Below are 23,032 nucleotides of genomic sequence, written 5' to 3' on the forward strand. Positions count from 1 at the left end.
CGTGTTTTTGGAGGTTTCACCCCACGGCAGGTAACACACCAATTTTGCAAGAGGTCTCGCAACGCGACGCTTGCACTCCACCGGCAACCTCCCGCACCACAAGCGCATGGTCAGCACCGCCCCCGCCCCGTGAACCGGCATCATACCCCACGGCCGGCGCTGGCACCCGGGCGGATGGCCGCACCGGCGGCCCTGCGCCCGGTGCGCCCGCGCTTCTATCGCGCCGGGCGGCTCGGCCCGCTCACCACTTTGGCGATCCGTGCCGCCGCGGTGCTGCTGCTCGTCGGCATCGCGCTCGGCGGTCACTGGATCGACCGGGCGGGCCTGCGCGACAATACCGACGGCGCGGTCAGCTTCCTCGACATCGTCTATTTCACCGTCATCACCGTGACGACGGTCGGCTATGGCGACATCGTCCCGGTCAGCGATTCGGCGCGGATGTTCGATACGTTCGTCGTCACGCCGATCCGCATCTTCGTGTTCCTCATCTTCCTGGGAAGCGCCTACAGCTTCATGCTGCGGCAGGGATGGGAGCGGTGGCGTATGGGACTGGTCAGGCACGAACTGAAGGATCACGTCATCGTCTGCGGCTTCGGCCGCTCGGGCTCGGCGGCGGTCGGCGAATTGATCGAACGCGGCCATCAGCCGGAGCGGATCGTCGTGGTCGACGCCAACGCCGACCGGCTGCGCCTCGCCGAGGCATGGGGCGTCGCCACCGTCGAAGGCGATGCGACCCACAACAAGGTGCTCGAAACCGCCAAGGTCGGTGCCGCGCGCAACGTCATCATCTGCCCCGGCCGCGACGACACCGCGGTGCTGATCATCCTCACCTGCCGTCGCCTCGCGCCGCATGCCGGCATCGCCGTCTCGATCGCGGCGATCGAGAACGAGTTGCTGGCGCGCGACGCCGGTGCCAGCATCATCGTCAACCCGGTGAGCTTCGGCGGCCAGTTGCTCGCGCAATGCACCGCCGGCCCGCACGTCGCCGACTATGTCGCCGACCTCGTCACCCGCGGCGGCCAGATCGAATTGCGCGAACGCCCGGTTCGCGCCGACGAGATCGGCACCGCGCCGCGCGACGGCACCGACGGCCAGATCGTCCGCATCTATCGCGACGACCGGGCGATCGGCGTCCTGCAACCCGAGGCGCGCGAGCTGCGCGCCGGCGACTGGGTGATCGAGCTGGTCGAGGCCGCCGATGCGACCAAGATCTGAACCGCGGCGATGCAGGAACTGACCCTCGCCGTCGTCGGCATCGACTTCGCCAATGCCGACGGCAGCAACCGCCGCTCCGAAACGATGATGACGCTGCCCGGCGAGCCGGTCGCCCTGGTGCCGGAACCGAAGAACAAGCACGACGGCAATGCCATTGCGGTCATCGGCCCGCGCGGCGTGCAGCTCGGCTATCTCAGCGCCGAGCGGGCGCCTTATGTCGGCATGCGCCTGAATCGTGGCGAAGCGGCGGCGGCGATCTTCCAGGGCATGGACGGCAATGCGGCCTATATCCGGCTGCGCTTCGGCGGCGGCCAGCCGACCTTGCCGACGCCATCCGCGCCGGCGCGACGGTCCGCACCTTATGACCCGGACGCCTTCTATTCCGACGACGACGGGCCGGAATGGGGCGCCTGACCGCCTAGCGCAGGCCGAAACCGGCGGCACTGCTCTCGCCGTCATCGGTCCGTTCGCGTCCGGCCAGGATATTCTCCAGTTCGGCGAGCGTATGCGGCACATCGAGATGCTGCGCCCCCAGGAACAGGCGACTGCCCTCGCCCTCCGGCACCGCATGGGTCAGTTTGTCGATATCGACCAGCGCCTTGCCCGTGGGCAGTATCTCGATCTGAACGAACCGCATCGTCTTCTCCCAGTCGCATTGCATCAACGCGTCGGCAGGAAACGAACCACCGCCGCGAAAGACGCGTGGGCGGAAACCGTCATCGGGCGTTATACCCGTCCGACCCGTGTAGGAGCCTCCATGCCAAGACCCGAAATCCTCCGACCGTCCCATGCCGGCGAGCCGCGCTGATCCATGGCAGAGGTGGTAATCAGCCCGAGCGGGCCCGGCGCGATGGAAGCCGGCCTGATGATCGACGAGACCGGCACCCGCTTCGTGGTGCTGACCTTCAACGAGCCCGACGCCGATCCGGTGCTCGTCACCTTCACGGTGCCGATCTTCCAGGATTACGTCCGCCATCTCGCCAAGACCGCCGAGGCGGCGGCGGACGAACTCAACTGGGTGGTGCCGGACTGATCCGCCACGCCGCCGACCACCCGTGCGTGCCCGAGGAGACCAAAGATCGCCCATGCCAGCAACGTCGTCTATTGCGACGGCCCCAACAGCCCGCATGCCTTCGACATCATCGCGCTGCAGCCGCGCAACGGCACGCTCGATGCGAAATGCCCGATCTGCCACGGCTACGGCCAGTGGAACGTCGAGATCGACCTGGTCAGCTTCCGCTGCAAGCGCGCGATCTGCGACACCTGTCACGGCGCCGGCTGGATCGAGACGGGCAACGACCCCGTCGGCCATGCCGACATCATCATGGCACCCGACGGCTATCCGCAATGGGTGGTCACCTTCGACCGCCCGCAGGAAGCCGGACCGGCGCCGAGCGACCCCGCCGCACCGCTGTCACCGGAATGATGCTGGAACTCTGCGAATGCCGTCACCAGCGGCATGCCGACCATGGCCGGTTGCGCTGCTGGTGACCCCTACGGGAATCGAACCCGTGCTTCAGCCGTGAAAGGGCCGCGTCCTAACCGCTAGACGAAGGGGCCAGCGAGGGGTGCTGCTAGAGGGGGGTCGGCGATCGGTCAAGGGGTTGTGATGCATCAATTCGCCCAGGCGGCGTCTTCCAGGTGCATTTCCGCCGCCGGGCGGCTGCCCCAATCGTCGATCTTGGCGCGGCCGGCGAGCCATAGCCGGCGGTGCGGCGCGGCGGCGAGCAGCGCCTGCCCCAGCGCGGTGTCGGCGGCGCGGAACGCCACCGCCTTGAAGCTGCGGCCGTCGTCGCCCGCCACCACCGCGCGGACGTGGCCGTTGCCGACGACGTCCGCCTTGATGATCCGCACCGGCCCGGCGGCGATCCGCGGCGCCGGCCAGCCCATGCCGTACGGTCCGCCGACATCGAGCGATTCGACCAGCAGCGGGTTGATCCCGCCCGGCGCGAGCACCGCGTCGACCAGCAACGCCCGCTCACCGATCGCGCGGTCGACGCCGGCGGCCAGCCGTTCTTCGAGGAAATCGGCGAAGGCGGCGATGCCGTCGGCGGCGATCGTCAGCCCCGCCGCCATCGCATGGCCGCCGCCGGCGACGAGCAGGCCCTGCTCCTTCGCCGCGAGCACCGCCGCGCCGAGATCGACCCCGGCGATCGACCGGCCCGAGCCCTTGCCGAGCCCGTCCTCGCCGATCGCGATGACGATCGCCGGCCGGCCGAACTTCTCCTTCAGCCGTCCGGCGACGATGCCGATCACGCCGGGATGCCAGCCGTCGCCGGCGACGACGACGACGCGGCGGCCGTCGTTGGCGAGCAGTTCGGCGGCCTGTTGCACCCCCGCCTCGATCAGGCGGCGCTCCTCGTTGAGCCGGTCGAGCTCCTCGGCGATCGTACGCGCCTCGTCGGGATCGCGGGTGGTGAGCAGCCGCACGCCCAGGTCCGCGCGGCCGACCCGGCCGCCGGCATTGATCCGCGGCCCGAGCGCGAAGCCGAGGTCGCTGCACGTCGGCGCGCGCGTCAGCCGCGACGCCTCGATCAACGCGGCGAGGCCGACGTTGCGACGCTGCGCCATCACCTTCAGCCCCTGCGCGACGAAGGCGCGGTTGAGGCCGCGCAGCTGCGCGACGTCGGCGACGGTGCCGAGCGCGACGATGTCGAGATGGTGGATCAGATTGGGCTTGGGCCGATCGGCGAAGAAGCCGCGTGCCTCCAGCGTGCGCAGCAGCGCCGCGGCGAGCAGGAAGCAGACGCCGACCGCGGCGAGATGGCCGTGCGCCGCGCCTTCGTCCTCGTCGAGCCGGTTGGGATTGACCAGCGCATGCGCCAGCGGCAGCGCGGCGGCGCATTTGTGGTGGTCGACGACGACGACGTCGACCGGGTGCGCGTGCGCCATCGCCAGCGCCTCGAACGCCTGTGCGCCGCAATCGACGGTGACGATCAGCGACGCCCCCTCCCCCGCGAGCCGGACCAGCGCGTCGCCCGACGGGCCGTAGCCTTCGAGCAACCGGTCGGGAATATACGGCCGCGCCTCGAGCCCGAGATCGCGCAGCACGAGGATCATCAGCGCCGCCGAGGTCGCGCCGTCGACATCGTAATCGCCGAACACCGCGACGCTCTCGCCCGCCCGCACCGCATCGGCGAGGCGGATCGCGGCGCGGTCCATGTCGCGGAACACCGACGGGTCGGGCATGAAGGCGCGGATCGACGGCGCGCGATGCTGGTCGAGCGTCTCGCGCTCGGCGCCGCGGGCGAGCAGCAATTGCGTGACGAGATCGTCGGCACCGAAACCGTCGCGCGCGTCGGCGGCGAGGCTGCGCCAATGCCAGGGCTGGCCGAGAATCGAATGCGATACGCCGAGAACGGGGGTCATGGGTGTCGAGGGGTTCCGGGATGGGTGCCACGATCAGGCACCCTCATGCCTTAGGGCAGAACGGGCGTTATCGTAACCATATTGCCCGAGGTAACTCTAGCTATTTGCTTCCTCGCTCGCATGCGCGTGTCGGAACCACCAGACCCAAAGCAGCGTCAGCGCCGATAGCGTCCCGATCGCCCGGACGAGCAAGGGCATCGCCGCCCAGGGCGGCGCCGACCCGCTATACCGGGCGAGGGCATAGCCGATCGCCAAGGTGAAGGCGCCGAACCGCGCCGGAGCGAGCGGCGCCAACCACCGTATTCCCCAGAAGGCCACCGCGGCGACCAATAGCGTCGAACCGAAGGCGTTCAGCAGGTGCGACAGCAAATCCATCGCCACAGGCTATGCCGCTCCGCGACCAATGGCCAGATCGAATAGCGCGCGCGACGGAGTGCCGACCCTATGCACCTTCGACACCGGCCCCCCGCCGCCCTATATGCAAGCCAATGGCCGATTCCTTCGATCTGGGCGAACCGCCGCAGCCCGCGGCCAAGGCCGCCCCCTATCGCGTGCTCGCGCGCAAATACCGTCCGCAGACCTTTTCCGAGTTGATCGGGCAGGATGCGATGGTCACCACACTCGGCAATGCGATCAAGCGCGACCGGCTGGCGCATGCCTTTCTGATGACCGGCGTGCGCGGCGTCGGCAAGACCTCGACCGCGCGGCTGATCGCCAAGGCGCTCAACTGCGTCGGTCCCGACGGCACCGGCGGGCCGACGATCGATCCGTGCGGCGTCTGCGAACCGTGCCGCGCGATCGCCGAAGGCCGCCATATCGACGTCATTGAGATGGACGCCGCGAGCCATACCGGCGTCGACGACGTGCGCGAGATCATCGACGCGGCGCGCTATGCGGCGGTGTCGGCGCGCTACAAGATCTATATCGTGGACGAGGTCCACATGCTGTCAAAGAACGCCTTCAATGCGTTGCTGAAGACGCTTGAAGAGCCGCCCGCGCACGTCAAATTCCTGTTCGCCACCACCGAGGTGAACAAGGTGCCGATCACCGTGCTGTCGCGCTGCCAGCGCTTCGACCTGCGCCGCATCTCGGCGGAGCAGCTCGCCGCGCATTTCGCCTTCGTCTGCAGGCAAGAGGGCGTAGAGGCCGAGCCCGAGGCGCTGATGCTGATCGCGCGTGCGGCGGAAGGCTCGGCGCGCGACGGCCTGTCGATCCTAGACCAAGGCATCGCCCATGCCGGGCTCGAGGGCGGCGGCGTGACCGCGGCGGCGGTGCGGCAGATGCTCGGCCTGTCCGATCGCGGCGCGGTACGCGACCTGCTCGCCCTCGTGCTCGCCGGCGATGCGGCGGGGGCGCTCGCCAGCCTGCGCCGGCAATATGATTACGGCGTCGATCCGCAGTCGGTGCTGCGCGCGATGCTCGAGAGCGTCCACGGCATCACGCTCGCCAAGGTCGGCACCGCCGAAGACCCGGCGCAGCCGGTCGAGGAGCGCAACGCGCGCGCCGAATGGGCGGAAAAGCTGTCCTTCCCTGCCCTGCACCGGCTCTGGCAGCTCTTCCTCAAGGGGCATGACGAGGTCGCCAAGGCGGCACTGCCGATCGAGGCGGCGGAGATGGCGCTGCTGCGCGCGATCCACGCTTCGACCTTGCCCGATCCCGGCGAGCTGGCGAAGCAGATCGCCAGCGGCAAGCTCGGCGCATTGTCGGCGCCCGCGGCGGCTGCCCCCGCAGCACCGGCCGCGCCGGTCGCTGTCGAGCGGCCCGGTGCGCCCGCCGATTTCGAGGGCCTCGTCACCCTGCTCGAGGACAAGGGCCATTTCGCCGTCGCCGCGCAGCTCAGTCACGGCGCGCGCGTCGTCCGCTACGAAGCGCCCGAACTGGTCCTCAGCGGATCGCGGCCGATGTCGGCGGATACGCTGCGCGACGTTACCGAGGCGCTGAAGGCGGCGACGGGGCAGGTATGGAAGATCGTCTTGGAGGATGCGCCCGGCGCGCCTACCTTGCGCGAGAAGGCCAAGGCGGATGAAGAGGCGACACGGCAGGCGATCCTCGCCACGCCGCTGGTGAGGGCGGCCTTCGCGGCCTTTCCCGAAGCCGAACTGGAAGCCTGGCCGGGCAAACGGAGCAACGCATGAAGAATATCGACGAAATCCTCGCCATGGCGCAGAACGTCCAGAACGAATTGCAGAAGGCGCAGGACCAGCTCGACACGATCGAGGTCGAGGGCGTCTCGGGCGGCGGCCTCGTCAAGGTCAAGGCGAGCGCCAAGGGCCGGATCATCAACATCGCGATCGACGATTCGCTGATCGAAGTGTCGGAAAAGCAGATGCTCGAGGATCTGCTCGCGGCGGCGTTCAACGACGCGCGAACCAAGGCGGATGCGGTGTCGGGCGCCGAAATGTCGAAGATGACCAGCGGCCTGCCCCTCCCGCCGGGCTTCAAACTGCCGTTCTGACCTTTCCTCATCAAAGACTGTCATCCCCGCGCAGGCGGGGATCCAGACGCGCGGATTTCTCTTGAGCCGCAACGCCAGCGTTTATGGATTCCCGCCTGCGCGGGGATGACGATGATTTGGGAGGAGCGGGAAGCCCCTTATTTCAAACAGCTATCCAGCCCGCTCCGTCGCACCACGCCGACGTAGCGCGACAGTGCGTTGCCATGCCGCCGCACGAAGCCGTGCGGGTCGATCGCCGCGCGCTTCTTGGGCAGCGGCAGCACCGCGGCGATCCGTCCCGCCTCGGTCGGCGACAGGTGCGACGCATCGTGGTGGAAATAGCGCAGCGCCGCGGCATTGGCGCCATAGGTGCCGATCCCCGTCTCGGCGACGTTGAGATAGACCTCCATGATCCGCCGCTTGCCCCACAAGGTCTCGATCAGGACGGTGAAATAGGCCTCGAACGCCTTGCGAACATAGCCGCCGCCCTGGAACAGGAAGACGTTCTTCGCGGTCTGCTGGCTGATCGTCGAGCCACCGCGCAGCCGCTTCCCCTGCGCGTTGCTATAGGCGGCGCTGGCGATTCCCTTCCAGTCGAAGCCGTGATGCTCGCAGAAGCGCGCATCCTCGCCGGCGATCGCGGCGCGCGGCATGTCCGAGTCCATCTGCGACAGCGGCATCCAGTCCTTGGTGACGCTGCGCCCGCCGAGCAGGTCGCCCGCCATCGTCCAGGTGAACGGCACCGGCACGAAGCGGTAGATGCCGACCCACAATATACTGATCGCGACGAAGACCAGACCGGCCTTGAACAGGAGGAGGAGGATGCGGATCATCCCCGCTCCTTACGGGGGCGGCGCAGCCCCCTTCAAGTGGAGGATCGCGGCGGCGGCGGCGGTGCCGGTCCGATACGCGCCGTGCGCGGTGGAGAAATCGTGCGGCGAGCACGCCTCGCCGGCGAAGAACAGCCGGTCGTCGACCGGCGCGGCGAGGATCGCACGGGCGCCGGCCTGACCGACGCGGGCATGGCTGTAGCTGCCATGGATATACGCCTGCCCGCGCCAGTGCGTCGCGCGCAGTGGGACGAGCCGCTTGCGCCAATCGGCGCCGAGCAGGCGGACCAGTTCCTCGATCGCGAAGTCGCTCGCGGCACGTCCGTCGGGCATCGCCTCGGCGCAGGCGCCGCCGAAGAAGCTCTCGACGATCGGCAGGCCGAAGGGCGACAGCCGGTGGCTCGCGGTGCAGGCGCTATGCGGATCGCCGATCAGATGCGCCTGCGCCGGCCATTCGGGGCAATCGACCGCGAGGAACACCTTGTCGGCGAGCCCCAGCGGCAGTGCCGCCGCAGCCTCCTGCTTCTCGGGCAGCGGCGGATCGAAGACGATCTCCGCATAAGCGGTGGTCGGGATGGCGAGGACGACGCGGTCGGCTGCGATCGTCCCGGCGGGAGTGTCGAGACGGATCGTCCGGCCGGCATGATCGATCCGCGTCACCGGCGTGTTCAGCCGCACCGGCACATCGCCGGCGTGGTGGACGATAAGCGTGCCATAGCCCGCCGGCAATGCCCAATTGTCCTCGGTCGCCGCATCCTCATATGCCGCCCAGTCGTGCAGCGAGACGCGGTCGAGCGGCGCGCCATTGGCATAGCCGGAGATCGCATCGATCATCGGCCGCCATGGCGCGTCCCCGGCGCTGACGAAGTCGGACAAGGGCCGATCGGAACCGTCGAGCGCCGCATGGGCGGACTCGTCCCATCGTTCGTAAGCCGCGCGGAACGCCGCCTGTTCCTCCGGCGGATAGCCGAGGCCGCGCCATTGCACGCCCCAATTGGGCGACGAACGGTCGATCATAAACCCCTCGCGCTCGGCGATCGCAGTCCACGGATTGCGTCCGGCGGAATGGAGCCAGCCGCAACCGGCGTCGAGGACCGCCTCCCGGTCCGTTTGGGCTGAGCCTGTCGAAGCCCCGGTCGGCGGCGGAGAGAGGCCCTTCGACAGGCTCAGGGCGAACGGGATAGGGGAAGCGGCGCGCTGCAAGTCCGACAGGCGGAGACTATGCGCCCGCCCGCCGAGCCGGTTCCCGGCCTCGACCAGCAGCACGTCCTCGCCGGCATCGCGGAGCCGCCGCGCCGCCGCGATGCCGGCCGCACCGCCGCCAATCACGACGGTGCCGACCATCTTACGCCGCGAGCAGCCGCTTCTCGCCGGCAATGCGCATCATAGCCTTCTGGAGCTTCTCGAACGCGCGCACCTCGATCTGCCGGACGCGCTCGCGCGACACGCCATAGACTTGGCTCAGCTCTTCGAGCGTCTTCGGATCGTCGGTCAGTCGGCGCTCGGTCAGGATGTGCTTTTCGCGGTCGTTGAGGTCGTCCATCGCCGACACGAGCATGCCGTGGCGGACATCCGCCTCCTGCGCCTCGGCGACGACGCTGTCCTGCAACGGCGCGTCGTCCTGCAGCCAATCCTGCCACTGGCCCTCACCGTCCTCGCGCATCGAGACGTTGAGCGACGTGTCGCCGCCCATCGCCATGCGGCGGTTCATGCTGATCACGTCGCTTTCGGCGACGCCGAGATCGGTGGCGATCTTGGTGATATGCTCGGGCCGCAGGTCGCCGTCCTCGAACGCGTCGAGCTTCGACTTCATCCGCCGCAGGTTGAAGAACAATTTCTTCTGTGCCGCGGTGGTGCCCATCTTCACCAGGCTCCACGAGCGCAGGATATATTCCTGGATCGACGCGCGGATCCACCACATCGCATAGGTGGCGAGGCGGAAGCCGCGATCGGGCTCGAACTTCTTCACGCCCTGCATCAGGCCGATATTGCCCTCGGAGATCAGCTCCGACGTCGGCAGGCCATAGCCGCGATAGCCCATCGCGATCTTGGCGACGAGCCGCAGGTGCGAGGTGACGAGCTGCGCCGCCGCATCGGTGTCGCCATGCTCCTGGAAGCGCTTGGCGAGCATGAACTCCTGCTCGGGCGCGAGGATGGGAAATTTCTTGATCTCGGACAGGTAGCGGTTGAGGCTCTGCTCCCCGCCGAGGGCAGGAATCGTCGCGGGGACGTTGCTGCGGGCTGCCATGATCTGATCTCCCTTTCTTGCGGAGGCATTCGTCCCGCACTGCGGCGACGAACGGCTCGAACCTATACGTGAAGCTCGGTGAACAGTTCCTGCATATCGGCAGGCATAACGCTATCGAACGCCAAAGCGGTGGTTTTCACCGGATGGATGAACCCCAGATGCGCCGCATGCAAGGCCTGACGGCGGAAACCGAGGGTTTCGAGCAGCGCCTTTTGAGCACCCTTTGTTCTACCATAGACCGGGTCGCCCAGCAAGGCGTGGCCGATCGAGGCCATGTGCACGCGGACCTGATGCGTCCGCCCCGTCTCCAGCCGGCATTCGACCAGTGCCGCGTCGCGCAGCACCTGCATCGTGGCGAAATGCGTCACCGCACGCTTGCCGCCCTGGACGATCGCGATCTTCTTGCGGTTGGTCGCCGAGCGCGCGAGCGGTGCGTCGACCTTGCCCGCCGCCGGCCGCGGCACGCCGCCGACGATCGCGCGATAGCGGCGGTCAATGCTGTGGTCGTGGAACTGGCGCGCCAGCCCCTCATGCGCACGGTCGGTCTTGGCGGCGACCATCAGCCCCGACGTGTCCTTGTCGATGCGGTGGACGATCCCCGGCCGCGCGACCCCGCCGATCCCCGACAGCGAGCCCTGACAATGATGGAGCAGCGCGTTGACCAGGGTTCCGTCGAGATTGCCCGCGGCGGGATGGACGACCAGCCCGGCGGGCTTGTCGACGACGATCAGATGCTCGTCCTCATAGGCGACGACGAGCGGGATATCCTGCGCTTCGTTATGCGGCAGCGTCGGCACCGGCACGGCGACCGCGAACGTATCGCCCGCCGCCGCCTTCTTCGCGGCATCGCGGACCATCAGCCCGTCGCGGGTCACCGCGCCGCTGGCGATCAGCACCTTGAGCCGCTCGCGCGACAGCGTCGGCACCGCGTCGGCGAGCGCGCGATCCAGCCGCCAGCCGTTCGCCGCCGGTGCGATCGTCGCGTCGATGATGGAAACCCCCCGGTCCATGGGGTAGGGATGTGGGCATGACGGTGGCGATTACAAGCGATCTTGTCGGACAGATCCTGCGCGACGCCGCCGCTACGCCACAAGCCGAGGTCTGCGGCCTGCTGTTCGGCACCGCGACCGCGATCACCGCGATCCAGCCGTGCCGCAACGTCGCGGCCGATCCGGCTTGCTGGTTCGAGATCGACCCCGCCGCGCTGATCGCCGCGCATCGCGCGCAGCGCAGCGGCGGTCCGGCGATCGTCGGCCATTATCATTCGCACCCCAACGGCGATCCCCGCCCCTCCCCGCGCGACGCGGCGAGCGCCGCGCCGGACGGCGCCTTGTGGCTGATCGCCGCGGGTGGCGTGCTGCGCGGCTGGCGTGCCGGCGCTGGCGGTGCCGTCGAGGGACGGTTCGATCCCGTCGCGCTCGGCGACGACCCTTGCGCACCGGAGCCGGCTCGGCCACATCGGTCGTCGCTTTTTCGAGGAACCTGAATGTCCGTCAGCCCGGTCGATTTCGCCAGCCTGCTGTGTTCGCGGCTGTGCCATGACCTGCTCTCGCCGGTCGGCGCGCTCAACAACGGGCTGGAACTGCTGACCGACGAGACCGACGAGGAGATGCGCGCACGCGTCTTCCAGTTGCTCAGCGAAAGTGCCCGCGCCTCGGCCAACAAGCTCAAATTCTTCCGCCTCGCCTTCGGCGGCGCCGGCGGCTTCGGCGAGCAGGTCGACAGCCGCGAGGCGAAGGCGGCGATCGAGGGGCTGCTGATCGACAACAAGCGCACCACCTTCAACTGGTGGGTCGAGGCGGAGACGCTGCCCAAGGCGGCGCTCAAGGTAATGCTCAACCTGACGCTGATCGCCAGCGAATCGCTGGTGCGCGGCGGCACGCTCGACGTCGGCGGCGAGGAGAACAACGGCCAGCTCGAGATCGTCGTCAAGATCGAGGGGCCGCGCATCATCCTCGCGCCCGAATTGCGCACCGCGCTCAACCACGGCGAAGGCCCCGAAGGCGTCACCCCGCGCACCGCCGCCGCCTATCTCGTCCACAGCCTGGTGACGCAGGTCGGCGGCACGATCCAAATCAGCGAACCCACCGAGACGATCATGATCTTCGGCGCGGTGTTCCGGGGGAAGTAGGCGGAGGGGGGCGCCGCTGATCTCCCAATGTGCGGCCGCGGTCGCACAGGGCGATCACATATGGCGACGGCGATGAGGCTCGATCAATATCCCCAAAGGATCCGTCACCCCGGACTCGTTCCGGGGTCCACCCTGTGGCGAGGAGAAAGGCTTGAGGCGAAATCGCTCTCTCGCGGCCTGGTGGACCCCGGAACGAGTCCGGGGTGACGGTGTGGGTTGGGAAAGCGTAGGGCCGACCTGAACGCCCGTTTTCGCGGGCATACAATTCAGCAGCCTCCAACCATCCCGCTCAGTCCGCCAGCATCGCCTCCAACGCCGGGGTCAGGGTCTCGTCCCCACCCTCCACCACGATCCGCGCCGCGACGCCCTGCCCGGCCGCCAGCGCGCGACCCGCGTCCGGCCCGAGCACGGTCAGCGCGGTCGCCCAGGCATCCGCGCTCAGCGCATCCGCCGCGATCACGCTCACCGACACCACGCCGTTATCCGTCGACCGCCCCGTCCGCGGATCGATCGTATGCCCCCCGCGCCGATAATCCCCCGAGGTCGCCACCGCGAGCCCGTGCAGCGCGATGCGCAGCGGCGCGACATCCACCCCCGGCGGCGCCTCCAGATCGACCCACCACGGCTGGCCGTCCGGCCGCACCCCGCGCCCGACCAGTTCGCCCCCGATCTCGACCAGGGTATGGACGACACCGAGCCGTGCCAGCGTCGCCGCCACCGCATCGACGGCGAAGCCCTTGGCGATCCCCGACAGATCGAGCGCCACCCCGCCCGGCTGCGACAGCCGCCGATCGCCGGCGCTCCAGCCGAGCCGCCGCCAGCCGGAGGCGGCCCGCGCCGCTTCGAGCGCAGCCGCATCCGGCACCGCAGCCACCGGCACCGGCCCGAAACCCCATAGATCGACCAGCCGTCCGATCGCCGGGTCGAACGCGCCGCCGGTCGCCTCGGCGATCGCCAGCCCACCCGCCATGACCTCCGCAAAGTCGGGCGGCAGCACCATCGCGCTCCCCGCCGCCGCGCGATTGAAGCGCGACAGCAACGACGTAGGCAGCCAGTGGCTCATCTCCGCGATGATAGCGTCGAGCCGCGCGACCACCGCCGCGTGCACCGCGCTCGCATCCAGCCCGGTCGGCAGGACGACGCGCACGCTCCACCGCGTCCCCATCGTCTCGCCGCCGAGGTCGGTCACCACCACCGCCGGATCGCAGGCCGCGATCGCCGCCGCGGAGATCGCCGCGGGAAGCGCGATCCTCACCGCGCCGCCGTCACGGCGTCAGCACTTCCAGCGTCGTGACGTAGCTCATCCGTCGCTCGGTCGCGCGCGGCGTCGTGGTCTTCGCGTCCGTTGCGGTGGCGTTGAGCCAATACATACCCGCCGCCGGCCAGGTCACGCTCACCACGCCATCGGCGCCGGTGGTCAGGGTCATGGCGTTTTCGTCGTTGCGATAGCGCTTGCCGCCCGGAATGACGGTGACCTTGAGCCCCGCCGCCGGCTTGCCGTCGATCAGGAATCGGAATTTCGCCGCCTCGCCGGCGATCAGCTCGTCCGGATGCGTCACCGGCGCGAATTCGAGGCCCTTGCCGGTCGGCGCGAACACCGTCGTCGTCGGTGCGCCCGCGGTCAGGAACACCTCGTTGCGCGACAACATCTCGGTGAGCTTTACGTCGGTCGCATTGGCCGGGATGTCGGCGACGGTCAGCGGCGCCGGCTGGCCGGGACGCGGCGGGCCGCCGCGACCGCCGACGCGCTTCTCGACGCCGTCGACCTTGAAGCTGCCCATCACCCCCGACATGGCGGTGCCGACCTTCCACGTCCCCGGCTTGTCGAGCTGGACGTCGAATACCGAGCGATAGCGCCCGGTCGCGCCATTCTGGAGCTGCCCCGGCGTGCCGTCGGGCTGCCAGACCTTCATCCCGTCGAGCCGCAGCGGCTGGTGATCGAAGAAGAACAGGTCGTTCGACACCGCGGCGTCGATCGTCACCCAGCTGTCGGTGCCGGAAAAGACCGTGCCCGACGGCAGCAGCCACATGCGATGCGCGGAGAGCATCGCCGGCGTGGCGAGCAGCGCCGCGGCGGCGAGCAGGCGGACGGTGAAGGGCTTCATGATATGCGCTCCTTTCAGCGGGCGGAGACGGTGAGGGCGCCGAGCTCGGTCTTGCCCGATCCGCGCGCGCTGGGATTGGGGACGGTCAGCGGCAACGTCACCAGCTCGCGTCCCCCGGTCTCGCGCGCCGCCTCGACGGTGAGCACATAGGCGCCGGGCTTCAGCCCGTCGGGCAGCTTGACGCTATATTGGCCGGGCGCGCGCGTCGCGCCGCTGATGCCGTCGGCGGGGACGGTCATCGACCGCCCGCCCTTGCGCCACCAGGCGCGCAGATCGGCGAGATATTTGGTGCCCGCATCCTTGCCGGTCTTCTTGGTCTCGTACCACAGGGCCACCGTCCGCGCCGCGCCGCCGCCGGCGGGCTCCAGCCAGATCGCGACATAGGGCCGATGATATTCGGCGACGTCCTGTTTGGGGATCGTCACGGTGACGGTCGCGGCACCCGCCGGCGCGGCGATCACGCCGCCGAGCAGGGCAAAGGTCGTTGGGCGCATGGTTCGTTCCCCTTTCAAATCAATCAATTCTCGTCGGATATCGGCGGCACGGCATCAGTGGATGAAGACGAGGATCAGCACGACCGGAACGATCACGCCGAGCGCCACGATCGGCCAGGTCGCCGGCCGGTGCTTGCCGTGCATCTGCAGCAGCAGCAGTCCGGTCAGCGTGAACAGGATGCAGGCGACCGCGAACACGTCGAGGAACCAGCCCCACGCTGCTCCGGCATTGCGGCCTTTGTGTAGGTCGTTGAGATAGGCGATCCAGCCGCGACTGGTCACTTCGGCGGTGATCCTGCCGTTCGTCCGGTCGATGCTGACCCAGGCGTCGCCGCCGGGCCGCGGCAGCGCGACATAGACGTCGCTGTCCGACCATTCGCCCGGCTTGCCCGCCGCATCGAGCTCCACAGCGCGCGCCACCGCCGCCGCAACCCGCGGCGGCAAGGCCGCATCGGCCGCCGCCGGTGCCTTGAGGTCACGCAGCAACGGCGGCGGCAGCGTCCCCGCCCGGTCGGTCACCACCGGCGTCGCGCCGATCGACGCGGCATGGTTGAGCGTGATCCCGGTCGCCGCGAACAGCAGCATGCCGATCAGCGACACCGCCGCACTCATCCAGTGCCAGCTGTGCAATTGCTTGAGCCACCAGCCGCGCCATTTGCGCTTGGCCTGACGTGCCGGAGCGGCGGAAACGGATCGGACGGTGCTCACCGCTCCCGGCTAGCGGGCAAAGCCACATATTTCAACCGTCTTGCGAATGAGTATCATCCGCATGGCCCACCCTGTGCTTGCCCTGCCCTACCGACAGGCGGTAACCGCCGCGCACGCCTTACCGGAGCCTGCCCCATGAAGACCCGCGCCGCCGTCGCCTTCGAAGCCAAGAAGCCGCTCGAGATCGTCGAACTCGACCTCGAAGGGCCGAAGCCCGGCGAAGTGCTGGTCGAGATCATGGCGACCGGCATCTGCCACACCGACGCCTATACGCTCGACGGGCTCGACAGCGAGGGGCTGTTCCCCAGCGTGCTCGGCCACGAGGGCGCCGGCATCGTCCGCGAGGTCGGTGCGGGCGTGACCAGCGTCGCGGTCGGCGATCACGTCATCCCGCTCTACACGCCCGAATGCCGCCAGTGTAAGTCGTGCCTCAGCCAGAAGACCAATCTGTGCACCGCGATCCGCGCGACGCAGGGCAAGGGGCTTATGCCCGACGGCACCACCCGGTTCAGCTACAAGGGCCAGCCGATCTTCCATTACATGGGCTGTTCGACCTTCTCGAACTTCACCGTGCTGCCCGAGATTGCGGTTGCCAAGATCCGCCCCGACGCGCCGTTCGACACGAGCTGCTACGTCGGCTGCGGCGTTACCACCGGAGTGGGCGCGGTCGTCCACACCGCGAAGGTGCAGCCGGGCGACACCGTCGTCGTCTTCGGCCTCGGCGGCATCGGCCTCAACGTCATCCAGGGCGCGAAGCTCGCCGGCGCGAAGATGATCGTCGGCGTCGACATCAACCCCGACCGCGAGGATTGGGGCCGCCGCTTCGGCATGACCCATTTCGCCAATCCCAAGCAGGTCGGCGACATCGTCGCGCATATCGTCCAGCTCACCGACGGCGGCGCCGACTATAGTTTCGATGCGACCGGCAACACCGACGTGATGCGCCAGGCGCTCGAATGCTGCCACCGCGGCTGGGGCACGTCGATCGTCATCGGCGTGGCCGAGGCGGGCAAGGAGATCAGCACGCGGCCGTTCCAGCTCGTCACCGGGCGCAACTGGCGCGGTACCGCCTTCGGCGGCGCGCGCGGGCGGACCGATACGCCGAAGATCGTCGACTGGTATATGGACGGGATGATCCAGATCGACCCGATGATCACGCATCGCCTGACGCTCGACGAGATCAACAAGGGCTTCGACCTGATGCATGCCGGCGAAAGCATCCGCAGCGTCGTGATCTACTGACCCGCGCATTCGGCGCTACAAGGACAAACCAGATGTTTTCCCACGTCATGCTCGGCACCGACGATATGGCTGCCTCGAAAGCCTTCTACGACGCAGCGCTCGGCGCACTCGGCGTGCCTGCCGGGATCAGCGATCCCAAGGGCCGTACCGCCTATATGCATGCCGGTGGCCGGCTGCTGCTGAGCAAGCCGATCAACGGCGAGCCCGCCTGCCACGCCAATGGCGGCACGATCGGCTTCGCCGCCGGCTCACCCGAGGCGGTGGAGGCATGGCATGCCGCAGGCCTCGCCAACGGCGGCACCGCGATCGAGGAGGCGCCCGGCCCGCGCGAATCGCCCTTCGGCAAGCTCTATCTCGCCTATCTGCGCGATCCCGCCGGCAACAAGGTGTGCGCCGCGCATCGCATGGCGGCCTGAGCGATGACGTTCGAGACCGTCTCCACCGCCAAAGCCTTCGGCGGCACGCAGAGCGTCTACCGCCACGACTCGACCGTGACCGGCACGCCGATGACCGTCTCGGTCTACGTGCCGCCGCATGACGAAGGGCAGAGGCTGCCGGTCGTCTGGTATCTGTCGGGACTGACCTGCACCCACGCCAACGTCACCGACAAGGGCGAATACCGCCGCGCCTGCGCCGAACTCGGGCTCATTTTCGTCGCCCCCGACACCTCGCCGCGCGGCGAGGGCGTCGCGGACGATCGCGCCTATGACATGGGTCAGGGCGCGGGCTTCTACGTCGATGCGACGCAGGCACCGTGGGCGCCGCATTTCCGCATGTGGTCCTATGTCACCGAGGAGCTGCCGGCGCTGGTCGCCGCGCATTTCCCTGCCGACATGGATCGCCAGTCGATCATGGGCCATTCGATGGGCGGCCACGGCGCGCTGACCATCGGCCTGACCTTGCCCGAGCGGTTCAGGGCGATCTCCGCCTTCGCGCCGATCGTCGCGCCGAGCCAAGTGCCGTGGGGCGAGAAGGCGCTCGGCGGCTATCTCGGCGACGACCGCGCCGCGTGGCGCCGCCACGATGCGGTCGCGCTGATCGAGGACGGTGCGCGCGTGCCCGCGCTGCTCGTCGATCAGGGCGATGCCGACCAGTTCCTCGAAGAACAGCTCAAGCCGCAGTTGCTGACGACGGCATGTGAAGCGGCGGGCATCGACCTGACGCTGCGCATGCAGCCGGGCTACGACCACAGTTATTATTTCATCTCGACCTTCATGGCCGACCACCTCGCGTGGCACGTCGAGCGGTTGACGTAAGGCAGCGAAGCGCCCCGTCCTCACCCTTCCCACCCGGCTGCGCCGGGCGGGCCCCTTCCCTCTCCCACCGGGAGAGGGAGAGACGGCGAAGCCGGCGATGGGTGAGGACGATGTCGGCGTGGAGAGGTTATACCTTCAGCATCTTCTCCGCACTCGTCTTCACGAATTCGGCGATCGGGCCGGACATCATCGCCAGCATCATCGGCACCTTGACCGTGCCGCTGACATTGCCCTCGCCCACCGCCATGTCGACCGCGACCTTCTGTCCCATCGCGACGATCGCCAGCGCGAGCGCATCCGGCCCGGTCCATTCGGCATCGACCGTGCCGCCGCCGGGAATATGCTGCGCCAGCTTGGGCAGCCCCGCCTCGATCCGCCGCCGCGCCTCCGCGCGCCCGAGGCTGTGGGGAATGTCGAACGGAATCGCGGCCATCATCGTCTCCAGAAATCAAGTGCCGCGCGCCCTGCCCGTGTCCGTCGGGCAGCGTCAACCGATCAGCGATGGTGACGAACCCGCCCCGCCCCGCTAAGGCCCCGCGCATGACCGAGATCACGCCCCAGATCGTCGCCGACCACGGCCTGTCCACGGAAGAATATGAGCGCGTCCTGCACGCGCTGGGCCGCGAGCCCAATCTCGTCGAGCTCGGCATCTTTTCGGTGATGTGGTCCGAGCATTGCAGCTACAAGTCGAGCCGCATCCACCTCAAGAAGCTCCCCACCGAAGGCCCGCAGGTGATCTGCGGCCCCGGCGAGAATGCCGGCGTGATCGACATCGGCGACGGCCAAGCCGCGATCTTCAAGATGGAGAGCCACAACCACCCGTCGTATATCGAGCCCTATCAGGGCGCGGCGACCGGCGTCGGCGGCATCCTGCGCGACGTCTTCACGATGGGCGCGCGGCCGGTCGCCAATATGAACGCGCTGCGCTTCGGCTCGCCGACGCACCCCAAGATGCGCCACCTGATCGCCGGCGTCGTCCACGGCATCGGCGGCTACGGCAATTGCGTCGGCGTCCCGACGGTCGGCGGCGAGGTCAATTTCCACCCCGCCTATGACGGCAACATCCTCGTCAATGCGATGACCGTCGGCGTCGCCGATCAGGACAAGATCTTCTATTCGGCCGCCAGCGGCATCGGCAATCCGATCGTCTATGTCGGCAGCAAGACCGGCCGCGACGGCATCCACGGCGCGACGATGGCCTCGGCCGATTTCGGCGAGGACGCCGACGCCAAGCGCCCGACCGTGCAGGTCGGCGATCCCTTCACCGAAAAGCTGCTGATCGAAGCGTGCCTCGAACTGATGGCGACCGACGTGATCGTCGCGATCCAGGACATGGGCGCCGCCGGCCTCACCTCCTCCTCGGTCGAGATGGCGTCGAAGGGCGGCGTCGGCATCGAACTGGTGATGGACGACGTCCCCCAGCGCGAAACCGGCATGACGCCGTACGAAATGATGCTCTCCGAATCGCAGGAGCGCATGCTGATGGTTCTCAAGCCCGGCCGCGAGGCCGAGGCGGAGACGATCTTCCGCAAATGGGAGCTCGACTTCGCGGTCATCGGCCGCGTCACCGACACCGGTCGCATGGTGCTGACCTTCAAGGGCGAAACCGTCTGCGACATCCCGCTCGGCCCGCTCGCCGACGAGGCGCCGCTGTACGATCGTCCGCACGTCCCGACGCCCAAGCCCGCGCCGCTCGCCAACGTGCCGGAAAGCAAGGACATCGCCGCCGACCTGCTGACGCTGATGGGCTCGCCCGACGTCGCCAGCCGCCGCTGGATCTGGGAGCAATACGACCACATGGTCGGCGCCGACACGGTGCAGGCCCCCGGCGGCGACTCCGCGGTGGTGCGCGTCCACGGCACCGACAAGGCGCTGGCGATCACCACCGATTGCACGCCGCGCTATTGCTTCGCCGACCCGGTCGAGGGCGGCAAGCAGGCGGTCGCCGAGGCGTGGCGCAACTTGACCGCGGTCGGAGCGACGCCGCTCGCGATCACCAACTGCCTCAACTTCGCCAATCCGCAGCGGCCCGAGATCATGGGCCAGATCGTCGGTTGTCTCGACGGCATGGCGCAGGCGTGCCGCGCGCTCGACTTCCCGATCGTCTCGGGCAACGTCAGCCTCTACAACGAATCGAAGGCGACCGGCGGCGGCAGCGCGATCCTGCCGACCCCGGCGATCGGCGGCGTCGGCCTGCTCAAGGACTGGACCAGGAACGCGACGATCGCCTTCAAGGGCACCGGCGACATCATCCTGACCGTCGGCAAGCGCGGCGGCCATCTCGGCCAGTCGCTCTATTTGCGCGAATGCCACGGCCGCGAGGAAGGCCCGCCGCCGCCGGTCGATCTCGCCGCCGAGCGCAAGGCCGGCGACCTGATCCGGACGGCGATCGCCGACGGCCAGCTCTCCGCCGTCCACGACGTCTCCGACGGTGGCATCGCGGTGACGCTCGCCGAGATGGCGCTCGCGGGCAACATCGGCGCGATGATCGACCGCAAGCAGCCGTTCGACTGCGCCCGCGCCTTCTTCGCCGAGGATCAGGGCGTCTACGTCGTCACCGTCCACGACCATGCTTTGCTCGACTTCCTCGGCGCCGCGCACGCCGCCGGCGTCGAAGCCGAACCGCTTGGCCGCACCGGCGGCAAGCGCCTGATCTTCGAACGCCCCGACCGCGATGACGTCGTCACGATCGAGGCGCTGCGCAGCGCCCACGAGGGCTTCTTCCCGAAACTGATGGGTACCGACTCGGCGCTGGCTTGAGGTTCCGATTCCTCCCCCGCCAGGGGGAGGTGGCGCGCCGAAGGCGTGACGGAGGGGGAGGACAGGTGGGAGCTCCGTAACGGAACTCCCACCTGTCCTCCCCCTCCACCATTCGGCTAACGCCGAACGGTCCCCCTCCCCCTGGCGGGGGAGGATTTTCGCAGTTGCGACGAACCGTGTGTTAGCGACTGCGAATTAGTCGCAAATCCACTTGCGAACGTCTCGCAGTATCCGCATACAGGCGGCGAAGCGAGGAGCATCCATGGTTGTCTGCGTTTGCAATGCCATACGAGAATCCCAGGTCCGTGCCGCCGCACGCAGCGGCTGCCAGACGGCCTGCCAGGCCTATCAATCGCTCGGCTGCCGGGCGAAATGCGGCCAATGCGTCGTGGTAGCGAGAGCCATTATCGACACCGAACGCGCTGCTGCCTGACGTTCGCAACGTAAAAACGGCAGATTTCTGCGGTTTTTTGCTTGCAGCCCTACCCTTCCGAAGCCTAGATCGTCCGCAACACGGACAATCTAGGGTGGACATATGGCGATCAAGGGCGACCCGAGGGTCATCGAATATCTCAACGAAGCGCTCAAGAACGAGCTGACCGCGATCAACCAATATTGGCTGCACTATCGCGTCCTCGACCATTGGGGCGTCTACAAGCTCGCCCAGTATGAGCGGATGGAATCGATCGACGAGATGAAGCACGCCGACTGGCTGTCGGAGCGCATCCTCTTCCTCGACGGCCTCCCCAATTTCCAGCTGCTCGGCCGGCTGCGCATCGGCGAGACGGTGGAGGAGATCCTCCGCGCCGATCTCGCGATGGAGGAAGAAGCCGTCGTCCAGCTCAAGGGCGCGATCGCTTATTGCGAGGAGGTCAAGGACTTCATCAGCCGCGACCTGTTCACGCGGATCCTCGCCAGCGAGGAAGAGCATGTCGACACGCTCGAGCGCCAGTTCGAGATGATCGAGCGGATGGGTATCCACAATTACGTGCAGCTCAACTCGATCAGCGAGCATGACTCGCCGAAAACCGGCGCCGCGCCGCACCTCAACGGCTGATCTCCAATGCAAAACGGCCCCGCGTGATCGCGGGGCCGTCGCACGTTCAGCTTAGCGGCACTTGACCTTGCCGCGATCGACCGACCGGCCGAGCAACGCGCCGCCGCCCGCGCCGAGCAGCGTGCCCAGCGTGCCGCCGCCGACGAGGTTGCCGAGCACGCCGCCGCCGACTGCACCGACCACCAGGCCCGTCGTGCCGTCGTTGCGCTTGCAATAGGCGCGGCCGTCGCGGCCACGATAGATCCGGTCGTCGCGGCCGAGGCGGCGCTCGCGATAGCGGCCGTCGCGATAGGAATTGGCGGGGTCCCAATTGCCGTCATTGTCGCCCTGCCAGCGATTGTCGCGCCGCTGATCCTGATACCGATCACCGCGCTGCGCGGAGGCCGGCTCCATGGCGATCGGCGATACCATCGCCACGGTCGCCAGTACGGCTAGAAATCCGGTCTTCATCGCTGCTCTCCTGAAAGATAGCGTGATAACCGGGCCGGCGGGCAATGGTTGCACCAGCCCCTTGATATGGCTCAATTCGCTTTGCGATCCGTGGTCTTCATCAGCCACGGCTTGACCAGCCCCGTGGGGTGCGGCGTGCCGGTCAGCCGGCGTGCGGCGACCAGCCGGATCGGCTTCAGCAGCAACTGTCCGCCCATCCCGCCCCCGGTCGGCAGCGCCAGGATACGCTTCACCACCGGCATGCCCGACACGACATGACCGAAGGCTGCATAGCCGGGATAGTCGCCCTTGGCGTCCATGCTCGGCATCGCGCCGACGGTGATGAAGAAATTGCCACCCGCCGACCCGGCCTCGGCACGCCGCGCCATCGAAATCGTGCCGTCGACGTGGCGCAGCCCCGTCATCGCTGTCGTCTCCAGCGGGAACGGCGGCAGGATGCGCCGCGCATCGGTGCGGATACCGCCCTGGATGAAGCCATAGGTCGGCGCACTGCGATTGCGAGCGGACCGATAGAAGCTCATCCCGTCGAACCGCCCGTCATCGACATAGCCCATGAAGTTGGCGACCGTCCGCGGCGCATGGCGGGCATCCAGCGCCAGCACGATCGGGCCATAAGGCGTGTCGAGCCGCACCCGGACGACGGCGGGCTCGCGCGGTGCCGCCGCCGGCGTGGCGCTGGACAGAGCGATGGTGGCAAGCAGGATCAGGGGCAGACGCATGCCACCCCGCTATG

The 23,032-nt window shown here is 68.3% G+C and carries 27 protein-coding genes and 1 tRNA gene; 13 read left to right on the forward strand and 15 right to left on the reverse strand.

The window, feature by feature from the left end; genetic code table 11:
• Nucleotides 1–174: 174 nt before the first annotated feature.
• Both AC07U4_RS06150 and AC07U4_RS06155 read left to right on the forward strand, forming a co-directional pair.
• Nucleotides 175–1,215, forward strand: coding sequence for a potassium channel family protein (locus tag AC07U4_RS06150; protein WP_495194772.1), 1,041 nt, complete (start codon nucleotides 175–177; stop codon nucleotides 1,213–1,215).
• Between the two features lie 9 nt (nucleotides 1,216–1,224).
• Nucleotides 1,225–1,629, forward strand: coding sequence for an HIRAN domain-containing protein (locus tag AC07U4_RS06155; protein ID WP_495194773.1), 405 nt, complete (start codon nucleotides 1,225–1,227; stop codon nucleotides 1,627–1,629).
• 4 nt (nucleotides 1,630–1,633) lie between these two features.
• Here AC07U4_RS06155 and AC07U4_RS06160 read toward each other — a convergent pair whose 3' ends face one another.
• Nucleotides 1,634–1,852 (reverse strand): hypothetical protein, encoded by a 219-nt coding sequence (locus AC07U4_RS06160; RefSeq protein WP_137899030.1) that lies wholly within the window; start codon nucleotides 1,850–1,852, stop codon nucleotides 1,634–1,636.
• 174 nt (nucleotides 1,853–2,026) lie between these two features.
• Between AC07U4_RS06160 and AC07U4_RS06165 the strand changes: the two genes are divergently transcribed.
• On the forward strand, nucleotides 2,027–2,248 hold the full coding sequence (locus tag AC07U4_RS06165; protein WP_447797028.1) for a hypothetical protein: 222 nt from the start codon (nucleotides 2,027–2,029) through the stop codon (nucleotides 2,246–2,248).
• Between the two features lie 452 nt (nucleotides 2,249–2,700).
• Here AC07U4_RS06165 and AC07U4_RS06170 read toward each other — a convergent pair.
• From AC07U4_RS06170 to AC07U4_RS06180, 3 genes are all read right to left on the reverse strand, one after another.
• Nucleotides 2,701–2,775, reverse strand: a tRNA-Glu gene (locus AC07U4_RS06170).
• A gap of 54 nt (nucleotides 2,776–2,829) precedes the next feature.
• Nucleotides 2,830–4,584 carry a single-stranded-DNA-specific exonuclease RecJ gene (gene recJ, locus AC07U4_RS06175; protein WP_495194774.1) on the reverse strand — a complete coding sequence of 585 codons (1,755 nt, stop codon included), beginning with the start codon at nucleotides 4,582–4,584 and terminating at the stop codon, nucleotides 2,830–2,832.
• Between the two features lie 96 nt (nucleotides 4,585–4,680).
• Nucleotides 4,681–4,959 (reverse strand): hypothetical protein, encoded by a 279-nt coding sequence (locus AC07U4_RS06180; RefSeq protein WP_495194775.1) that lies wholly within the window; start codon nucleotides 4,957–4,959, stop codon nucleotides 4,681–4,683.
• Nucleotides 4,960–5,072: 113 nt separating this feature from the next.
• Between AC07U4_RS06180 and AC07U4_RS06185 the strand changes: the two genes are divergently transcribed.
• Both AC07U4_RS06185 and AC07U4_RS06190 read left to right on the forward strand, forming a co-directional pair.
• The gene (locus AC07U4_RS06185; protein WP_495194776.1) at nucleotides 5,073–6,719 is read left to right on the forward strand and encodes a DNA polymerase III subunit gamma/tau; all 1,647 of its coding nucleotides are present in this window, start codon (nucleotides 5,073–5,075) and stop codon (nucleotides 6,717–6,719) included.
• Complete coding sequence (locus tag AC07U4_RS06190; protein WP_038660987.1) at nucleotides 6,716–7,039, forward strand: YbaB/EbfC family nucleoid-associated protein; 324 nt, start codon at nucleotides 6,716–6,718, stop codon at nucleotides 7,037–7,039. The genes AC07U4_RS06185 and AC07U4_RS06190 overlap by 4 nt, the downstream gene beginning before the upstream one ends.
• A 137-nt stretch (nucleotides 7,040–7,176) precedes the next feature.
• On the opposite strand, the gene mtgA is transcribed toward AC07U4_RS06190, so the two are convergent.
• From mtgA to AC07U4_RS06210, 4 genes are all read right to left on the reverse strand, one after another.
• The gene (mtgA, locus tag AC07U4_RS06195; protein ID WP_495194777.1) at nucleotides 7,177–7,851 is read right to left on the reverse strand and encodes a monofunctional biosynthetic peptidoglycan transglycosylase; all 675 of its coding nucleotides are present in this window, start codon (nucleotides 7,849–7,851) and stop codon (nucleotides 7,177–7,179) included.
• 9 nt (nucleotides 7,852–7,860) lie between these two features.
• Nucleotides 7,861–9,192, reverse strand: a complete 1,332-nt coding sequence (locus AC07U4_RS06200; RefSeq protein ID WP_495194778.1) for a flavin monoamine oxidase family protein — start codon at nucleotides 9,190–9,192, stop codon at nucleotides 7,861–7,863.
• 1 nt (nucleotide 9,193) lies between these two features.
• Nucleotides 9,194–10,096 carry an RNA polymerase sigma factor RpoH gene (rpoH, locus tag AC07U4_RS06205; RefSeq protein ID WP_038660996.1) on the reverse strand — a complete coding sequence of 301 codons (903 nt, stop codon included), beginning with the start codon at nucleotides 10,094–10,096 and terminating at the stop codon, nucleotides 9,194–9,196.
• Nucleotides 10,097–10,158: 62 nt separating this feature from the next.
• Nucleotides 10,159–11,106, reverse strand: a complete 948-nt coding sequence (locus tag AC07U4_RS06210; RefSeq protein WP_495194779.1) for an RluA family pseudouridine synthase — start codon at nucleotides 11,104–11,106, stop codon at nucleotides 10,159–10,161.
• A 17-nt stretch (nucleotides 11,107–11,123) separates the two neighbouring features.
• Here AC07U4_RS06210 and AC07U4_RS06215 point away from each other — a divergent pair, with 17 nt between their 5' ends.
• Both AC07U4_RS06215 and AC07U4_RS06220 read left to right on the forward strand, forming a co-directional pair.
• Nucleotides 11,124–11,582 carry a M67 family metallopeptidase gene (locus AC07U4_RS06215; protein ID WP_052075545.1) on the forward strand — a complete coding sequence of 153 codons (459 nt, stop codon included), beginning with the start codon at nucleotides 11,124–11,126 and terminating at the stop codon, nucleotides 11,580–11,582.
• Complete coding sequence (locus AC07U4_RS06220) at nucleotides 11,583–12,227, forward strand: histidine phosphotransferase family protein (RefSeq protein ID WP_495194780.1); 645 nt, start codon at nucleotides 11,583–11,585, stop codon at nucleotides 12,225–12,227.
• Nucleotides 12,228–12,516: 289 nt separating this feature from the next.
• Here AC07U4_RS06220 and AC07U4_RS06225 read toward each other — a convergent pair whose 3' ends face one another.
• Genes AC07U4_RS06225 through AC07U4_RS06240 form a run of 4 tightly spaced genes read right to left on the reverse strand, consistent with a single transcriptional unit; the run spans nucleotide 12,517 to nucleotide 15,534 of the window.
• Nucleotides 12,517–13,482 (reverse strand): FAD:protein FMN transferase, encoded by a 966-nt coding sequence (locus AC07U4_RS06225; RefSeq protein WP_495194781.1) that lies wholly within the window; start codon nucleotides 13,480–13,482, stop codon nucleotides 12,517–12,519.
• 10 nt (nucleotides 13,483–13,492) lie between these two features.
• Nucleotides 13,493–14,332, reverse strand: a complete 840-nt coding sequence (locus tag AC07U4_RS06230; protein ID WP_495194782.1) for a DUF4198 domain-containing protein — start codon at nucleotides 14,330–14,332, stop codon at nucleotides 13,493–13,495.
• 14 nt (nucleotides 14,333–14,346) lie between these two features.
• The gene (locus AC07U4_RS06235) at nucleotides 14,347–14,826 is read right to left on the reverse strand and encodes a DUF2271 domain-containing protein (protein ID WP_495194783.1); all 480 of its coding nucleotides are present in this window, start codon (nucleotides 14,824–14,826) and stop codon (nucleotides 14,347–14,349) included.
• 54 nt (nucleotides 14,827–14,880) lie between these two features.
• On the reverse strand, nucleotides 14,881–15,534 hold the full coding sequence (locus tag AC07U4_RS06240) for a PepSY-associated TM helix domain-containing protein (protein ID WP_495194784.1): 654 nt from the start codon (nucleotides 15,532–15,534) through the stop codon (nucleotides 14,881–14,883).
• A 135-nt stretch (nucleotides 15,535–15,669) separates the two neighbouring features.
• Between AC07U4_RS06240 and AC07U4_RS06245 the strand changes: the two genes are divergently transcribed.
• The 3 genes from AC07U4_RS06245 to fghA are packed head-to-tail and all read left to right on the forward strand — an operon-like array spanning nucleotide 15,670 to nucleotide 18,032.
• Nucleotides 15,670–16,776, forward strand: a complete 1,107-nt coding sequence (locus AC07U4_RS06245) for an S-(hydroxymethyl)glutathione dehydrogenase/class III alcohol dehydrogenase (RefSeq protein WP_137899019.1) — start codon at nucleotides 15,670–15,672, stop codon at nucleotides 16,774–16,776.
• A gap of 32 nt (nucleotides 16,777–16,808) precedes the next feature.
• The gene (locus AC07U4_RS06250) at nucleotides 16,809–17,192 is read left to right on the forward strand and encodes a VOC family protein (RefSeq protein WP_495194785.1); all 384 of its coding nucleotides are present in this window, start codon (nucleotides 16,809–16,811) and stop codon (nucleotides 17,190–17,192) included.
• 3 nt (nucleotides 17,193–17,195) lie between these two features.
• Complete coding sequence (gene fghA, locus AC07U4_RS06255; protein ID WP_495194786.1) at nucleotides 17,196–18,032, forward strand: S-formylglutathione hydrolase; 837 nt, start codon at nucleotides 17,196–17,198, stop codon at nucleotides 18,030–18,032.
• A gap of 127 nt (nucleotides 18,033–18,159) precedes the next feature.
• Here the strand turns inward: fghA and AC07U4_RS06260 are convergent, their stop codons facing one another.
• Entirely contained in the window at nucleotides 18,160–18,465 is a 306-nt protein-coding gene (locus AC07U4_RS06260; protein ID WP_495194787.1) for a polyhydroxyalkanoic acid system family protein, read from the reverse strand.
• A 107-nt stretch (nucleotides 18,466–18,572) separates the two neighbouring features.
• Between AC07U4_RS06260 and purL the strand changes: the two genes are divergently transcribed.
• The 3 genes from purL (at nucleotide 18,573) to bfr (ending at nucleotide 21,849) form a co-directional block, all read left to right on the forward strand.
• Nucleotides 18,573–20,792: a phosphoribosylformylglycinamidine synthase subunit PurL gene (purL, locus tag AC07U4_RS06265; protein ID WP_495194788.1), complete on the forward strand. Its 2,220-nt coding sequence runs from the start codon at nucleotides 18,573–18,575 to the stop codon at nucleotides 20,790–20,792.
• Nucleotides 20,793–21,054: 262 nt separating this feature from the next.
• Complete coding sequence (locus tag AC07U4_RS06270; RefSeq protein ID WP_081974359.1) at nucleotides 21,055–21,225, forward strand: (2Fe-2S)-binding protein; 171 nt, start codon at nucleotides 21,055–21,057, stop codon at nucleotides 21,223–21,225.
• Between the two features lie 108 nt (nucleotides 21,226–21,333).
• Nucleotides 21,334–21,849 (forward strand): bacterioferritin, encoded by a 516-nt coding sequence (gene bfr, locus AC07U4_RS06275; protein ID WP_495195022.1) that lies wholly within the window; start codon nucleotides 21,334–21,336, stop codon nucleotides 21,847–21,849.
• 51 nt (nucleotides 21,850–21,900) lie between these two features.
• On the opposite strand, the gene AC07U4_RS06280 is transcribed toward bfr, so the two are convergent.
• Entirely contained in the window at nucleotides 21,901–22,299 is a 399-nt protein-coding gene (locus AC07U4_RS06280) for a glycine zipper 2TM domain-containing protein (RefSeq protein WP_038661030.1), read from the reverse strand.
• A gap of 71 nt (nucleotides 22,300–22,370) precedes the next feature.
• The gene (locus tag AC07U4_RS06285) at nucleotides 22,371–23,018 is read right to left on the reverse strand and encodes a peptidylprolyl isomerase (protein WP_495194789.1); all 648 of its coding nucleotides are present in this window, start codon (nucleotides 23,016–23,018) and stop codon (nucleotides 22,371–22,373) included.
• Between the last annotated feature and the right edge of the window lie 14 nt (nucleotides 23,019–23,032).

This window comes from Sphingomonas sp. GW821-FHT02B09 (assembly GCF_059421875.1).

What these genes read in the sequence shown, in the direction of transcription:
- AC07U4_RS06220 (WP_495194780.1), top strand. Translation starts at nt 11,583, where the DNA reads ATGTCCGTCAGCCCGGTCGATTTCGCCAGCCTGCTGTGTTCGCGGCTG.
- AC07U4_RS06270 (WP_081974359.1), top strand. Translation starts at nt 21,055, where the DNA reads ATGGTTGTCTGCGTTTGCAATGCCATACGAGAATCCCAGGTCCGTGCC.
- fghA (WP_495194786.1), top strand. Translation starts at nt 17,196, where the DNA reads ATGACGTTCGAGACCGTCTCCACCGCCAAAGCCTTCGGCGGCACGCAG.
- AC07U4_RS06155 (WP_495194773.1), top strand. Translation starts at nt 1,225, where the DNA reads ATGCAGGAACTGACCCTCGCCGTCGTCGGCATCGACTTCGCCAATGCC.
- AC07U4_RS06180 (WP_495194775.1), bottom strand. Translation starts at nt 4,959, where the DNA reads ATGGATTTGCTGTCGCACCTGCTGAACGCCTTCGGTTCGACGCTATTG.
- AC07U4_RS06245 (WP_137899019.1), top strand. Translation starts at nt 15,670, where the DNA reads ATGAAGACCCGCGCCGCCGTCGCCTTCGAAGCCAAGAAGCCGCTCGAG.
- AC07U4_RS06280 (WP_038661030.1), bottom strand. Translation starts at nt 22,299, where the DNA reads ATGAAGACCGGATTTCTAGCCGTACTGGCGACCGTGGCGATGGTATCG.
- AC07U4_RS06235 (WP_495194783.1), bottom strand. Translation starts at nt 14,826, where the DNA reads ATGCGCCCAACGACCTTTGCCCTGCTCGGCGGCGTGATCGCCGCGCCG.
- recJ (WP_495194774.1), bottom strand. Translation starts at nt 4,584, where the DNA reads ATGACCCCCGTTCTCGGCGTATCGCATTCGATTCTCGGCCAGCCCTGG.
- AC07U4_RS06165 (WP_447797028.1), top strand. Translation starts at nt 2,027, where the DNA reads ATGGCAGAGGTGGTAATCAGCCCGAGCGGGCCCGGCGCGATGGAAGCC.
- AC07U4_RS06150 (WP_495194772.1), top strand. Translation starts at nt 175, where the DNA reads ATGGCCGCACCGGCGGCCCTGCGCCCGGTGCGCCCGCGCTTCTATCGC.
- AC07U4_RS06260 (WP_495194787.1), bottom strand. Translation starts at nt 18,465, where the DNA reads ATGGCCGCGATTCCGTTCGACATTCCCCACAGCCTCGGGCGCGCGGAG.
- AC07U4_RS06215 (WP_052075545.1), top strand. Translation starts at nt 11,124, where the DNA reads ATGACGGTGGCGATTACAAGCGATCTTGTCGGACAGATCCTGCGCGAC.
- AC07U4_RS06190 (WP_038660987.1), top strand. Translation starts at nt 6,716, where the DNA reads ATGAAGAATATCGACGAAATCCTCGCCATGGCGCAGAACGTCCAGAAC.
- AC07U4_RS06185 (WP_495194776.1), top strand. Translation starts at nt 5,073, where the DNA reads ATGGCCGATTCCTTCGATCTGGGCGAACCGCCGCAGCCCGCGGCCAAG.
- AC07U4_RS06200 (WP_495194778.1), bottom strand. Translation starts at nt 9,192, where the DNA reads ATGGTCGGCACCGTCGTGATTGGCGGCGGTGCGGCCGGCATCGCGGCG.
- AC07U4_RS06285 (WP_495194789.1), bottom strand. Translation starts at nt 23,018, where the DNA reads ATGCGTCTGCCCCTGATCCTGCTTGCCACCATCGCTCTGTCCAGCGCC.
- mtgA (WP_495194777.1), bottom strand. Translation starts at nt 7,851, where the DNA reads ATGATCCGCATCCTCCTCCTCCTGTTCAAGGCCGGTCTGGTCTTCGTC.
- AC07U4_RS06160 (WP_137899030.1), bottom strand. Translation starts at nt 1,852, where the DNA reads ATGCGGTTCGTTCAGATCGAGATACTGCCCACGGGCAAGGCGCTGGTC.
- AC07U4_RS06230 (WP_495194782.1), bottom strand. Translation starts at nt 14,332, where the DNA reads ATGAAGCCCTTCACCGTCCGCCTGCTCGCCGCCGCGGCGCTGCTCGCC.
- rpoH (WP_038660996.1), bottom strand. Translation starts at nt 10,096, where the DNA reads ATGGCAGCCCGCAGCAACGTCCCCGCGACGATTCCTGCCCTCGGCGGG.
- AC07U4_RS06210 (WP_495194779.1), bottom strand. Translation starts at nt 11,106, where the DNA reads ATGGACCGGGGGGTTTCCATCATCGACGCGACGATCGCACCGGCGGCG.
- purL (WP_495194788.1), top strand. Translation starts at nt 18,573, where the DNA reads ATGACCGAGATCACGCCCCAGATCGTCGCCGACCACGGCCTGTCCACG.
- AC07U4_RS06250 (WP_495194785.1), top strand. Translation starts at nt 16,809, where the DNA reads ATGTTTTCCCACGTCATGCTCGGCACCGACGATATGGCTGCCTCGAAA.